The organism is Thioclava dalianensis, assembly GCF_000715505.1.
GTDB classification, from domain to species: domain Bacteria; phylum Pseudomonadota; class Alphaproteobacteria; order Rhodobacterales; family Rhodobacteraceae; genus Thioclava; species Thioclava dalianensis.
On sequence record NZ_JHEH01000007.1, the window covers coordinates 162,367 to 175,795 of the forward strand.

A 13,429-nucleotide genomic window follows, 5' to 3' on the forward strand; every position below is an offset into this window, starting at 1 on the left:
GCTAGCGGACGAACGCATCTCCGAACCCTGCGCGCCGGACCGTGGGCAGAGCCTTAATCGCCGCCGCGTGGCTGGCGAACGGACCGGCATATATCACGGTAAACCGCCCGGAATGACCGCGCGAGACCGGCAGACCAAGGGCCTGCAAGCGCACCCGCGCCGCGTCCGCATTGCCGGGCGCGGAAAAGCTGCCCGCCTGGACGAAGCGCCCGCCGGTCGGCATCCCCGCATGCGCCCGCGTCACCTGCACGCCAGTTGGCGCAAGGGTCTGGGGCCGTGGCTGCGCGATCATCTTCATCGGAACCGATTGGCTCCAGCTTTGCTCCATCTGCGCGGTCCCCGCAGCGCTGCGCGGCCCGCGGAAGGGATTGAGCCTGCCATCGTCAAATGCGGGCTCCCAGCCGCCTTCGGGCATCTCCGAGGTGATCCGGACCGGGGCCAATCCCCCCACCGAGACTTCATTCGAATAGACTGAGCCACGCGCGCGTGTGCCCGGAGCATGATGCACGACGCGCACCCGGCGCGGTGCATGGGCCACCGGGGCCTTTTGGGTGACGGTCGTCATGACCGGCGCTGCAGCCACGACCGAGGTGTTCTTGGGCCTGGAAGCAGACGGTGCGACGGGCTTGGCGGTCGCGACGGTCACATCCGGCACGACCACGGGTGTCGCGGCTTTCGCTGTGTCGAGCGTCGGTTTATAGCCACAGACCTGACTTTGGTCGCGATTGATCCGCGCCACCCATGTCGTGGCGCCCGCCAGACCGGCCCGGACGAAGGCGCAGCCCTTGCTGTCAACATATTGCCGACCCGTAAACCCAGCGGGGGGCGTTTCGGCAGGCACGTAGGTCAGCGCCCACGCGCTGCTTGCCGAAATCACGCCCCCAAGCAGGCCCACGCCCAATAGTCCGGAAATTCGCATGATTGCCCCCAACGCGTATCGCCCGGAAAAGATGGACGAAACCTGCCGCTGAGTAAAGAGGGAAGGGCTTATTTGGTGCCGAACATCCGATCACCCGCATCCCCTAGACCCGGCACGATATAGGCGTGATCGTCTAGCCGCTCATCCAGCGAGGCGGTGACAATCGGCACATCGGGATGGGCCTCGCGCATCCGCGCCACACCCTCAGGGGCTGCGAGAAGGCACAGAAAGCGGATATTGCGCGCGCCCTTGGCCTTGATCAGATCGATCGCCGCGACCGAGCTGTTGCCAGTGGCCAGCATCGGATCGACGACGATGGTCAAGCGGTTCTCCAGATCGCTGGGCAGCTTACAGTAATACTCGACGGGTTGCAGCGTCTCGGGGTCGCGATAAAGCCCGACAAAGCCGACCCGCGCCGCCGGGATCAGCTCGAGCACGCCATCAAGCAGACCGTTGCCCGCGCGCAGGATCGACACCAGCGCCAGCTTCTTGCCCTCAAGGATCGGCGCGTCCATTTCTTGCAGGGGGGTCTCGATCCGCTTGGTCGTCATCTCCAGCGTTCTGGTGATCTCATAGGCCAGAAGCAGGCTGATCTCGCGCAGAAGCTGCCGAAAGGAATTGGTCGAGGTGCTCTTGTCGCGCATCAGCGTCAATTTGTGCTGCACGAGCGGGTGGTTCACCACGGTCAAATGTTCGGTCATGTTCGGTCCCTCTGGAAAAACGACTGGCCCGGGCCTTGCGCCGGGATCTCAAGATGTGCAGCGATCGACGCGGCGATATCGGTGAAGGCGCGCAGCCCAAGCGCGCGCGGCGGCAGGCCCGGCGCATAGCCCAGGATCGGCACGCGCTCACGGGTGTGATCGGTCCCGTACCAGCTCGGATCATTGCCATGATCGGCGGTGAAGATCGCCAGATCGCCGGGGCGCAGATGCGCCAGAAACTCTCCGACCCGCCCATCGAACCACTCCAGCGCGCGCGCATAGCCCGCGATGTCGCGGCGATGGCCGTACAGGCTGTCGAACTCGACGAAATTGGCGAAGGTCAGGCTGCCCTCCTCCGCCTCACCGGCCAGCCGCACGAGGTGATCGGCGAGATCGGCATCGCCCTTGCCCTTGTGCAGATGGCGCACGCCGCGATGGCTGAAAATGTCGCCGATCTTGCCGATGGCATGGGTCACACGGCCCGCATCATGCGCCCAATCGAGCACGGTCGGCGCGGGTGCGGGGATCGCGAAATCGCGCCGGTTGGGGGTGCGGGTAAACGCGCCATCCTCGCCGATGAACGGCCGCGCGATGACACGCCCCACTTTCATTGCATGCAGCGTCGGCGCGAGCGCCTCGCATAGGCGGAGCAACCGCTCGAGACCGAAATGCGTCTCATGGGCTGCGATCTGAAACACGCTATCGGCGGAGGTGTAGCAGATCGGCCAGCCGGTGCGGATATGCTCATCACCCAGCTCGTTAAGAATGGTCGTGCCCGAGGCATGGCAATTGCCCAGAATACCGTCAGTGCCCGCCAGCTCGCAGGTCTTGACCACGAGATCGGGCGGGAAGCTCTCGAACTTGTCGGTGAAGTAGTGCCAATCCCACGGAACCGGCACACCCGCCAATTCCCAATGACCCGAAGGCGTGTCCTTGCCCGGCGAAATCTCGGTAGCAGCCCCCCACAGCCCTTGCGGCTGCGCCCCGAGCCCCGGCGGCTTGGCGTCTGATGCCAGCGTCACGGCAGCCCCAAGGCCCAGAGCGTCGAGATGCGGCAGCCGGAGCGGCCCGGAGCGGCCCTGATCCGCCTGCCCCGAAGCGCAGGCCTGCGCGATATGGCCCAAGGTGTTGGCGCCGGTATCGGGGCGCCCGTCATTGAAGAAGCGATCTGCATCGGGCGCACCACCGATGCCCACGCTGTCCATCACGATCAAGAACGCCCGGCTCATGCCCCGATCCTTTCGTGGATCAAAGGCGGCTCATCGGGCGCATCATCGCTGAAACCGTAGGCTGCAAGCACCGCCTGCTCTGCCGCATCGGCGCGTGCTGCGTCACTGGCATGGATCGTCATCAGCGGCTCGCCGCGCCCGAGCGCTTCTCCGATCATCCGCATTTCGGCCAGGCCGACCGAGGGGTTGATCTTGTCGGTGCCCACCAGACGTCCGCCGCCCAGATGCACCACCGCCTCGCCGATGGCGCGGGTGTCGATGCTCGAGACAAACCCCGCGCGGGGAGCTTCGACCACTTTCATCACGGGGGCGGCTGGCAGGCGATCGGGATAGCGCTCGACGAAATCGGCAGGCCCCCCGAGGGCTGCGACCATGCGCCCGAACACTTCGGCGGCGCGCCCGTCTTCAAGCACGGCATCGATGCGCTCGCTCCCCTGCTCGGCACTGTCTGCAAGGCCTGCAAGCCAGAGCGCCTCGCCGCCCAAAGCCGCCGTCACATCCCACAAAGCGCCGCTGATGGCCGATCCGGTGAGGGTCTCCATCACCTCGATCACCTCAAGTGCGTTGCCCGCATAAAGACCCAGCGGCTGATCCATATCGGTGATCAGCGCCGAGGTCTTGCAACCCGCGCCGTTGGCGGTCTCAACCAAGCTTTGCGCCAGCGCGCGGGCGTCTTCGGGCCGCGCCATGAACGCCCCCGAGCCGACCTTCACATCCAGCACCAGCCCATCAAGCCCTGCTGCCAGTTTCTTTGACAGGATCGAGGCGGTGATCAGATCGATGCTCTCGACCGTCCCGGAGATGTCGCGAATGCCATAAAGCCTTTTGTCGGCGGGGGCGATCTCACCCGTGGCACCAACGATGGCGCAGCCGACCTCGCCCACGACCCGGCGCAGCGCCTCAATGCCCGGCAGCGCCCGGTAGCCCGGGATCGCCTCCATCTTGTCGAGCGTGCCGCCAGTATGGCCCAGCCCGCGCCCCGAGATCATCGGCACGTAGCACCCGCAAGCCGCAAGCGCGGGCGCCAGCAAAAGCGAAACGCTGTCCCCCACACCGCCAGTCGAATGTTTGTCGATCACCGGCCCCGGCATGTCCCAGTCCAGCACCTGCCCGCTGTCGCGCATCGCCTGCGTCAGCGCCACCCGGCCCGGCGTTCCGATCCCGCGCAGCAAAACAGCCATCGCAAAGGCACCGGCCTGCGCGTCCGATACGGTGTCCGAGGCCAGGCCCTTGGCAAACCACTGCGCCGCCTCCGGCGTCAGCCCATGCCCGTCGCGGACCGCCTGTATGACCGAACGGGCGTCCATCACACCTTATCCATATGGCTCATGTCGAAGCGACCCGGCAGTAGCGCACCCACGGTGGTCTCAAGCAGATCCCCATCCGTCGTGCCAAGCGTCACCTTCACGTCCTGCGCGGCGAATTCTGCGATCTTCTGGCGACAGCCACCGCAGGGCGGCACCGGGCTTGGGCTATCGGCGATCACCGCCACTTCCGCGATCTCGGTCTCGCCCGCCGCGATCATCGCCGCAATCGCGCCGGCCTCGGCGCAAGTGCCTTCGGGATAAGCCACATTCTCGACATTGACGCCCTGGAAGATCGTGCCGGCCCGCGTGCGCAACGCCGCCCCCACCTTGAATTTCGAATAAGGTGCATAGGCGTTCTCGCGCACTTGGCGCGCGGCATCGAGAAGCGACATAGCGGTCTCCGCTGCAGGGCCGGATTCAAAACCTGTCCAGCCGGTTGAATTTCGCTAATCCTGCGCCGGGCGCGCGGATGATGCAAGCGGTGACGCGGGAGAACGGAGCCCGCACAGCAGCCCCAATCGCGATCTGTTCATGCCCCGAGGGCAGCTTCTGACTTGCAATTAAACGCGATCTGCGGTCTAGAAAAGCAACAGCAAGCGCCATTCAAAAATTAGTTTAGCGCTAAACCATTTTAGGAGAGGCAGATGGAAGACGCGCGTCACGATAGCAACCGTCAATCGGCTCTAGATTACCACGCGTATCCGAAGCCCGGCAAGCTCGAGATCCGTGCGACCAAGCCGCTTGCCAATGGCCGCGACCTGAGCCGCGCCTACTCTCCCGGCGTGGCCGAAGCCAGCCTTGAGATCAAAGCCAATCCCGATACCGCCCGCGACTACACGGCACGCGGCAATCTGGTGGGCGTGGTGAGCAATGGCACGGCGGTGCTGGGCCTTGGCAATATCGGTGCGCTGGCCTCCAAGCCGGTGATGGAAGGCAAGGCTGTCCTATTCAAGAAATTCGCCGATATCGACGCTTTCGATATCGAGCTGAACGAGAGCGACCCCGAAAAGCTGGCCGAGATCGTCTGCGCGCTCGAGCCCACATTCGGTGCGATCAACCTTGAAGACATCAAGGCCCCCGACTGTTTCATCGTCGAGAAGATCTGCCGCGAACGGATGAATATCCCGGTATTTCACGACGACCAGCACGGCACCGCGATCGTGGTGGGCGCTGCGGCGACCAATGCGGTCCACCTGTCGAAGAAGCGCTTTGAGGATATCAAGATCGTCTCGACCGGCGGCGGTGCTGCGGGGATTGCCTGCCTCAACATGCTGCTGAAGCTCGGCGTGAAGCGCGAGAATGTCTGGCTGTGCGACATTGACGGGCTGGTCTATAAGGGACGTGAGAGCGAGATGACGCCGCAAAAGGCCGAATATGCGCAAGACAGCGATCTGCGCACGCTCGATGACGTGATCGACGGGGCGGATCTCTTCCTTGGTCTCTCCGGCCCCGGGGTGCTCAAGCCCGAGATGGTCGCGAAAATGGCGGATAAACCGATCATCTTCGCGCTCGCCAACCCCACCCCCGAAATCCTGCCCGAGGTCGCGCGCGAAGTGGCCCCCGATGCAATCATCGCAACCGGGCGCAGCGATTTCCCCAATCAGGTCAACAACGTCCTGTGCTTCCCCTTCATCTTCCGGGGCGCGCTGGATGTGGGCGCCACGACGATCAATGACGAGATGAAGATCGCCTGCATCGAAGGCATCGCCAAGCTCGCACGCCAGACCACCAGCGCGGAAGCTGCCGCCGCCTATCGCGGCGAGCGCCTGAGTTTCGGGCCCAATTACCTGATCCCGAAACCCTTCGATCCCCGGCTGATGGGCATCGTGGCAAGTGCTGTGGCAAAGGCTGCCACCGAATCCGGCGTGGCCACGCGCCCGCTCGACGATCCGGCTGCCTATAAGACGAAGCTCGACGGCTCTGTGTTCAAATCAGCGATGCTGATGCGCCCGGTCTTCGAGGCCGCCGCGACCGCGCGCCGCCGTATCGCCTTTGCCGAAGGCGAGGATGAGCGCGTGCTGCGCGCCGCCAATGCGATGATCGAGGAGACCACTGACACGCCGATCCTGATCGGCCGCCCCGAGGTGATCGAGATGCGCTGCGAGCGCGCCGGTCTGCCGCTGGATCTGGGCGCGGTCGAGATCGTGAACCCGGAAAACGACCCGCGCTATCGCGACTACTGGGGCACCTATCACGAGCTGATGGCCCGGCGCGGCGTGAGCCCCGATCTGGCGCGCGCGATCATGCGCACCAACACCACCGCGATTGCCGCGATCATGGTGCATCGCGAAGAGGCCGACAGCATGGTCTGCGGCACGTTCGGGCAATATCTGTGGCACCTGAAATATATCCGCGAGATCCTTGCACGCGACGGGCGCCACCCGATCGGGGCGCTCTCGCTGATGATCCTTGAGGACGGGCCGCTCTTTGTAACCGACACCCATGTCCACCACGCCCCCACGCCCGAGCAGATTACGGAAACGGTGATCGGCGCGGCGCGCCATGTTTGCCGGTTTGGGCTGCGCCCGAAGATCGCGCTGTGCTCGCATAGCCAGTTCGGCAATCTCGACACCGATAGCGGCCAGCGGATGCGCGCGGCGATGAACATGCTGATCCAGCGTGAGGTCGATTTCGACTTCGAGGGCGAAATGCATATCGACGCCGCTCTGGACCCCGAGACGCGCGAACGCCTGATGCCGAATTCGCGCTTCGAGGGCCCGGCCAACGTGCTGGTTTTTGCCAATACCGACGCGGCCTCCGGGGTGCGCAACATCCTCAAGGCGAAGGCCGGCGGGCTTGAAGTCGGACCGATTCTGATGGGGCTCGAGAACAAGGCGCATATCGTGACGCCGTCGATCACCTCGCGCGGATTGCTCAACATGTCCGCGATCGCGGGCACGCCGGTCTCGCATTACAGCTGAGTCGCGCGACAGTTTGCAAACCCGGCCAAGGCGGCGCAAAAGCCGCTTATATTGCGCCGGGTTTGCAAAAATTTGCGATGCAATTCGCGAAAATTCTGCATAGTTTCTGCATGCGCCCGCCTTCGGCTGCGCATTAGTCTTGCACGGTCTTCAAGCAGGCGCGTAACACTTCTTCCAAGTCCTGAGGAGGAGGTGTTGAGATGCGATATGACGAGGTCTATGCGGCGTGGCAGTCCAATCCGGAGGCCTTCTGGATGGAGGCCGCCGAGGCAATCGACTGGGTACGCAAACCCAGCAAGGCACTGTTCGACGAAGACGCCCCCTATTACGAATGGTTCTCGGACGGGCTTGTGAATGCCTGCTGGAACGCTGTCGACCGCCATGTCGAGGCCGGGCGCGGCGATCAGATCGCACTCATGCATGAAAGTCCGATCACGCTGTCGACCAAAGGCATCACCTTCCGGCAGTTGCAGACGCGGGTGGCCTCTCTGGCCGGAGCCTTGCGCGCCAAAGGCGTCGCCAAGGGCGACCGCGTCATCATCTACATGCCGATGGTCCCCGAAGCCATTGAAGCGATGCTGGCTTGCGCCCGGATCGGCGCGGTGCATTCGGTGGTCTTCGGCGGGTTTGCGGCCAATGAGCTGGCCGTGCGGATCGACGATTGCAGACCCAAGGCGATTATCGCTGCCTCATGCGGGCTCGAACCGGGGCGCACTGTCTCCTACAAGCCCCTGCTCGATGCGGCCATCGAACAGGCGTCGCACAAGCCCGAATTCTGCGTCATCTTTCAGCGTGAGGAAGAGGTCGCGAAGCTGATCGAGGGGCGCGATGTCTCGTGGCATGGGTTTCAATACGGGCAAGAGCCCGCCGAATGCGTGCCCGTCGAGGGCAACCACCCGGCCTATATCCTCTACACGTCGGGCACGACCGGACAACCCAAAGGCGTCGTGCGCCACACCGCGGGGCATATCGTCGCCCTGCAGTGGTCAATGAAGAATATCTTCAACATCGATGTCGGGGATCGGTTCTGGGCGGCCTCGGATGTGGGCTGGGTCGTGGGTCACAGCTATATCTGCTACGGACCGCTGATTGCGGGGGCGACCAGCATCGTCTTTGAGGGCAAACCGATCGGCACGCCGCATGCGGGCGTGTTCTGGCGGATCATCCAGAACAACCGGATCAAGAGCTTTTTCACCGCCCCCACCGCGCTGCGCGCCATCAAGCGCGAAGACCCAACCGGTGCGTGGATCAAGCGCTATGCGCTGCACGATCTGCAAGCGATCTTTCTGGCAGGCGAGCGCGCCGATCCCGCGACCGTGCAATGGGCGCAGGAGCATCTGCGCGTGCCGGTGGTCGATCACTGGTGGCAAACAGAGACCGGCTGGCCGATCGTCGCGAACCCGATCGGGATCGAGGAATTGCCGACCAAGGTGGGCAGCCCGACCGTGCCGATGCCCGGCTACGAGATCCATGTGCTCGACGAGGCAGGCACGCAGCTGCCGCGCGACACCTTGGGCGCAATCGCGATCAAGCTTCCCCTGCCGCCCGGCACGCTGCCCACGCTCTGGCAGGCGCCCGAGCGGTTCCACAAAAGCTATCTCGAGCAGTTCCCCGGCTACTATGCCACCGGAGATGCGGGCTACATTGACGCGGATGGGTATCTCTACATCATGGCGCGCACCGATGACGTGATCAACGTCGCGGGCCACCGGCTGTCGACCGGCGCGATGGAGGAGGTTCTGGCAGGTCATGCCGATGTCGCGGAATGCGCGGTGATCGGGGTGGCAGACGATCTCAAGGGGCAGATGCCGCTCGGGTTCCTGTGCCTCAGCTCGGGATGTAACAGGCCCCATTCCGAGATCATTGCAGAATGCGTCGCACGGATGCGCGAAAAGATCGGGCCGGTCGCGGCCTTCAAGCTCGCCTGTGTCGTTGATCGCCTGCCCAAAACGCGCTCGGGCAAGATTTTGCGCGCAACGATGGTGAAGATTGCCGATGGAGAAAGCTGGAAAATGCCTGCGACCATCGACGATCCGGCGATTCTCGATGAGATTTCGGTCGCGCTCAAAGCGCTCGGATATCCAAAAACCTAAAGAAATCTCCCCGAGCGAACGGCATGATTCGTCACTCGGGGCTCCTTTCGAACCCCAATTTTTGAAACTTTCCGTCGCATATTCCAAAACCTGCGCAAATTGCGGAAAGCGTTACTTGATTTACTTGCCCGTCAACTTGATGATCGGGCGGGGACATAATCATGAACACATACACTGCTTTGCATTCTCCGATGGGCGCCTGTTCGGGCGAACATGAACGCATTGAGCAGCGCAGCCTGCTGGAACATGATCTGCGCGCCGCCCTTTGTGAAATTCGCGGCGGTTTGCAGATGATCCCAGAGGCCGATCTGTCCCCAGTCTCTCGCAAGCAAATCGAGCGCATTCAGGCCGCCAGCGATTTCCTTTCACATCTGATAGAGCGCGGGATCGGCGCGAGTGACGCGCCGGGCAAGCACCGCCGCGCCCCGGAACCTTTGTGGCTCGCGCGGTTCGCAGACATGCTTGAGCGGCGTTGGGCGCCCGCCGCACAGGCGTCGGACCGACAGTTACAAATTGCGATCTCTGAGTCTGTGCCAAGCGTGTTTCAGATCGACGCGCTCAAAGTCGAGCGCATCCTGTCCAACCTGCTATCCAACGCGCTGAGCTATGCGGCGCAGGGCCAGATCACGGTCACGATCGAGATGGCGGATCCATCCACGCTGAGGATCCGGGTCTGCGACGAGGGTCCGGGCTTTTCCGAGGCCTTCCTGACCCATGCGGGCACGGCGGGGTGGCGCGACACCGCGCTGCGCCCGAAAGAGGGCAAGGGGCTGGGCCTCTTCATTTGCAAAACGCTGACACAGTCTCTGGGCGGGGCGCTGACGCTCTCCAACCGGGCGGAAGGCGGGGCGCAGATCGCGCTGGAGCTGCCCGTTCTACCAAAAACCGCGCCCGTCCCGCGGGAGCCTTGCACCCTGCCCGATCTCAGCGGCGCGCGGGTGCTTGTGGCCGATGACAGTCAGACGAACCAATTCGTGCTGGCCGCGATGCTGGGGGCGCTTGGCGCGTCCCCGATGATCTATGCCGATGGGACGAGCGCGCGCGCGGCCCTTCTGGCCCAGTCGGTCGATCTGGTGATCGTCGATATCGAGATGCCGGGCGCGAGCGGGCTCGAGGTGATCAAATGCCTGCGCGCCTCTGGCGTTCCTTGGGCGGACTGCCCCGTCATCGCCTGCACCGGCCATGTTCAAGGCCCCAACCTCGACGCGATCCGCACAGCCGGCGCCGGCGCGCTGCTAGCCAAGCCGCTTGAGGGGCTGATGGCGCTTTCACGCAGGATCTGCGAAGCCGTCCAAGCTGCCCCGCCGCATCTGAACCCATGTAAAGAGGTAGTCCCCGGTTTAAGCCTTGAATGCACAAAGTGGGACAGTGCATTGGCCCAGCATGTCATTGCGGATCTGCGCGCGATCCACGACGGGCTACGTGCAGCCCAAGACCCGCTGGATCGCGACGCAATTCGCACACAATGCCACATGCTGAGCGCGGTGGCAGGTACGGCCGGTGATATGTGCCTCACTCGGCATGCCCGCGCCCTAAATTGTTCAAATCAACACGGTCCGGTGCAGGACATAGCGGATCTGACACGCGAAACGCTTGATCGCGTCACCCGATTGATCCATCAGTTAGAACGTCATTTTTCAACAAACGAATTTTATTCCTTATGAAAACAAATAACTCAGGTTTCGAAATTGATATCTTTACGGATAGCGTTCCCATCGAAAAACCGGACGATCCCGGCTCCAAGGGGAGCATCTTGCTCATCGACGATGTCGCGTCCCTACGCGGGATCTACGAGTCTCACCTGCAAAATTCGGGCTTTGACGTCTATACGGCGGGCACCGCGAATGACGGCATTCTGCTGTTTCGCAACAATCCGATCGAGATCGTGCTGCTCGACCTGATGCTGCCCGACCGCGATGGCGATGCGCTGATCGCCGAGATGCTCGATCTGCGTCCGCGCACCGCGATCATCGTGATCACAGCGGACCGTTCGATCGACCGGGCTGTGAACGCGATGCGCTGCCGCGCGCTCGATGTGCTGATCAAACCTGTGACGGAGGCGCGGTTGACCGGGGCGATCGACTCGGCACGCAGCTTTGCCCTGCAGGCCAATCCGCACGGGGGCGATCTGGATCATGCGCCCATCGGGGCGTTCATCGGGCATTCCCCGCGCATGCAGCGCGTCTATGACCGCATCCGCTCGGCGGCGCGCTCGACCGCACCGGTCTATATCTGGGGCGAAAGCGGCACCGGCAAGGAGCTCTGTGCCCATGCGATCCACATGCTCGGCCCGCGTGCGGCGGCCCCGTTTATCACGCTCGATTGCGGCGCCCTGCCCGCAGAGCGGCTCGACAGCGAGCTGTTCGGCCATGTGCGCGGTGCGTTTCCGGGCGCTGTGACCGACAAGCCGGGCGCCTTGATGAGCGCCAATGGCGGTTCGGTCTTGCTCGACAATGTCAACGAGTTGCCGCCCGATACGCAATCCAAGCTGCTGCGGTTCTTGCAAAGCGGCATGACCAAACCCTTCGGCGCGGACGAACCTATTCAAGCCGATGTGCGGGTGCTCTGTGCCGCAGCCCTGCCCGCCGTAGAGGCCGTTCGTCTGGGGCAGTTGCGCGAGGACCTGAACTACCGGCTCCATGTTCTCGACATCGCGATGCCGCCACTGCGCGAACATCCCGAAGACATCTCGCATATCGCGCAGACGGCGCTGGCGCGGCTTGCCTCGGAAGAGAACCGGCATTTCACCACGATCTCGTCGGACACGATTGCCGTGCTCGAAGCGCAAAGCTGGCCTGGGAATGTGCGCCAATTGATGAATGTCTTGCGCGCCGCCATCGTCATGAGCCATGGGCCAGAGCTGACCCCCGATATGCTGCCCGAGATTTCGCCGCAGATGCCCTGCGATGCCTCCCCCACCGAGCCCGCCTCCGCGGAGCCCCAAGAGATGGTGCCGCGCACGCTTGAGGAAATCGAGCGCAGCGCCATCGAGACCGCGATTGAGCGGCACAATGGTTCGATTCCGCGTGCCGCGAATGAGCTGGGCGTGGCCCCCTCGACGATCTACCGAAAACGCGACGCCTGGATCAAAAAGGAACGCGACGATTAGCTGATGTCAGGCGAATTGCTCACGCATCAACCGCTCTTCGAGCCCGTGACCGGGGTCAAACAGGATATGATGGGAGATCTCGGGCTCAGACCGGATCTCAACCCATTTCACCGGCTTCACCGAACGCGAATCCGCATCCGCCATGACAGGCCGTTTCTCCGGCTCGAGAATATCAAAGCGTACCAGAGCCGATGAGGGCAGGATCGCACCTTGCCAGCGCCGGGGCCGGAAACTCGCGATCCCGGTGAGCGCCAGCACATCCGAACCAATTGGCAGGATCGGCCCATGCGCCGAGAAATTATAGGCGGTCGATCCCGCCGGGGTCGCGAGGATCGCGCCGTCGCAGACCAGCTCGCGCATCCGCTCCTTGCCATTGATCGAGATCCGCAGCTTGGCCGCTTGCGGGCCTGCCCGCAGCAGAGAGACCTCGTTGATCGCCAGCGCCTCGTGCAGCATGCCATCTTCGGTTTCGGCCTTCATCGAGAGCGGGTTGATCTCAGCCGCCTCGGCCGCAGCAAGCCGCTCTGGCAGATTGCCCGGCGTGTAATCGTTCATCAGGAAGCCGACCGAGCCGCGATTCATCCCGTAGACCGGCAAGCCGATGCCCTCATGCAGGCATTGCAGCATGAACCCGTCACCGCCAAGCGCGACGATCACATCGGCCGCATAGCGCGGCACTTGGCCGTAGAGGTCGGTCAGTTCCGCCAATGCGTTCTGCGCGGCCTCCCCCGTCGCTGCGGCGAAATGGATGTGTTTGAAATCGTTCACGCGGCGGGGTTCCTCTCTCTCCCCCCAAGGTGTTGCAAGCGTTTGTGCGAAAGACAAGCGCCAATTCGGGCGGCAAAATGCATCAGAGCGTCGTTTGCACGCTTCCGGCCCTGGGAAATCTGCGCTAAACGGGCCTCGATACCGGATTTTGCGAGGAGCGACCCATGACCGAGCAACGCGATGCTGGCTTTTTCACCGAAAGCCTCTCCACCCGTGACCCCGAGCTTTTCGCCTCGATCACCGACGAGCTGGGCCGCCAGCGCGACGAGATCGAGCTGATCGCCTCCGAAAACATCGTCTCTGCGGCGGTGATGGAAGCGCAGGGCTCGGTGATGACCAACAAATATGCCGAAGGCTATCCGGGGCGCCGCTATTACGGCGG

The 13,429-nt window shown here is 63.4% G+C and carries 10 protein-coding genes and 1 pseudogene; 5 read left to right on the forward strand and 6 right to left on the reverse strand.

The genetic code is table 11. The annotated features are described in order from the left end of the window. Nucleotide 1: 1 nt before the first annotated feature. The 5 genes from DL1_RS08415 to DL1_RS08435 all read right to left on the reverse strand — a co-directional run bounded on the left by DL1_RS08415 (nucleotide 2) and on the right by DL1_RS08435 (nucleotide 4,548). Nucleotides 2–919, reverse strand: coding sequence for an SPOR domain-containing protein (locus DL1_RS08415; protein ID WP_081856287.1), 918 nt, complete (start codon nucleotides 917–919; stop codon nucleotides 2–4). Nucleotides 920–987: 68 nt separating this feature from the next. Next, nucleotides 988–1,620 carry a uracil phosphoribosyltransferase gene (gene upp / locus DL1_RS08420; protein ID WP_038064816.1) on the reverse strand — a complete coding sequence of 211 codons (633 nt, stop codon included), beginning with the start codon at nucleotides 1,618–1,620 and terminating at the stop codon, nucleotides 988–990. Continuing rightward, nucleotides 1,617–2,849: a phosphopentomutase gene (locus DL1_RS08425; RefSeq protein WP_038064819.1), complete on the reverse strand. Its 1,233-nt coding sequence runs from the start codon at nucleotides 2,847–2,849 to the stop codon at nucleotides 1,617–1,619. Before DL1_RS08425 ends, upp begins: the two co-directional genes overlap by 4 nt. Then, nucleotides 2,846–4,156, reverse strand: coding sequence for a thymidine phosphorylase (locus DL1_RS08430; protein ID WP_038064821.1), 1,311 nt, complete (start codon nucleotides 4,154–4,156; stop codon nucleotides 2,846–2,848). Before DL1_RS08430 ends, DL1_RS08425 begins: the two co-directional genes overlap by 4 nt. Further along, entirely contained in the window at nucleotides 4,156–4,548 is a 393-nt protein-coding gene (locus tag DL1_RS08435; RefSeq protein ID WP_038064824.1) for a cytidine deaminase, read from the reverse strand. Before DL1_RS08435 ends, DL1_RS08430 begins: the two co-directional genes overlap by 1 nt. Before the next feature lie 252 nt (nucleotides 4,549–4,800). Here DL1_RS08435 and DL1_RS08440 point away from each other — a divergent pair, with 252 nt between their 5' ends. From DL1_RS08440 to DL1_RS08455, 4 genes are all read left to right on the forward strand, one after another. Continuing rightward, the gene (locus DL1_RS08440) at nucleotides 4,801–7,077 is read left to right on the forward strand and encodes an NADP-dependent malic enzyme (RefSeq protein WP_038064827.1); all 2,277 of its coding nucleotides are present in this window, start codon (nucleotides 4,801–4,803) and stop codon (nucleotides 7,075–7,077) included. Between the two features lie 200 nt (nucleotides 7,078–7,277). Beyond that, nucleotides 7,278–9,170 (forward strand): AMP-binding protein, encoded by a 1,893-nt coding sequence (locus DL1_RS08445; RefSeq protein ID WP_038064829.1) that lies wholly within the window; start codon nucleotides 7,278–7,280, stop codon nucleotides 9,168–9,170. 161 nt (nucleotides 9,171–9,331) lie between these two features. Beyond that, complete coding sequence (locus DL1_RS08450; RefSeq protein ID WP_081856288.1) at nucleotides 9,332–10,834, forward strand: hybrid sensor histidine kinase/response regulator; 1,503 nt, start codon at nucleotides 9,332–9,334, stop codon at nucleotides 10,832–10,834. An 89-nt stretch (nucleotides 10,835–10,923) separates the two neighbouring features. Beyond that, complete coding sequence (locus tag DL1_RS08455; protein ID WP_245739558.1) at nucleotides 10,924–12,279, forward strand: sigma-54-dependent transcriptional regulator; 1,356 nt, start codon at nucleotides 10,924–10,926, stop codon at nucleotides 12,277–12,279. Nucleotides 12,280–12,285: 6 nt separating this feature from the next. Here DL1_RS08455 and DL1_RS08460 read toward each other — a convergent pair whose 3' ends face one another. Next, nucleotides 12,286–13,047 (reverse strand): NAD kinase, encoded by a 762-nt coding sequence (locus DL1_RS08460; RefSeq protein ID WP_038064835.1) that lies wholly within the window; start codon nucleotides 13,045–13,047, stop codon nucleotides 12,286–12,288. Nucleotides 13,048–13,211: 164 nt separating this feature from the next. Between DL1_RS08460 and glyA the strand changes: the two are divergent. After that, nucleotides 13,212–13,429, forward strand: a pseudogene (gene glyA, locus DL1_RS08465) (serine hydroxymethyltransferase); the annotation flags it as partial.